The sequence below is a fragment of the Clostridium sp. AF27-5AA genome (assembly GCF_003478415.1).
GTDB lineage: Bacteria > Bacillota > Clostridia > Lachnospirales > Lachnospiraceae > Otoolea > Otoolea fessa.
This window is the reverse complement of record NZ_QUFH01000034.1, coordinates 1-568: the sequence shown is the minus strand read 5'-3', so window position 1 is coordinate 568 and position 568 is coordinate 1. Positions and strand designations below refer to the sequence as shown.

The following is a 568-nucleotide window of genomic DNA, read 5'->3' as shown; positions in this document are numbered from 1 at the left end:
GCGGCTGGATCACCTCCTTTCTAAGGAAGAAGAAGTAAGGGTTTTATATACTGTTGAGTGTTTAAGGGCCGTAAGTGCACCTCGCGAACAAGTTCGCTCGGTCGCGGCGTTCGCCGCTTATAAAACCGAAAACCAAAAACTGCTTATGAAAGTAAACTTTCAACACAGTTTCTGATTTTGTTTTTGCACTTACTCATTACAACACGAAATTTCCGGTGTCGATGCGCTTAGGGGACACACCCGTTCCCATCCCGAACACGATGGTTAAGACCTAAGCGGCCGATGATACTATGCTGGAGACGGCATGGGAAAGCAGGTGGATGCCGGATTCCATTAAAAACAATTCGCTGAATGCGATTTGAAATAGAACGGACACATCGGAATGAATGAACTATCTGTGATGAGGATGTGTTAACCTACACCAGCAGGGAAGTGCTGTTTCATATAACTGGTTTTTACCAGTGATTCATAAGTTCGAGTTTATCGAGTTTGTGAATGACTGATAAACTTCAGTCAAGTATGTACCTTGAAAACTGCATATTGAAAATCTGATACAAAGTTCAAACCG

Annotated in this window: 1 rRNA gene; it reads left to right on the top strand. The window is 43.0% G+C overall.

Annotated features, from left to right (window positions below):
• Positions 1 to 211: 211 nt before the first annotated feature.
• A 5S ribosomal RNA gene (gene rrf, locus DWY89_RS14195) occupies positions 212 to 329 on the top strand.
• Positions 330 to 568: the final 239 nt, after the last annotated feature.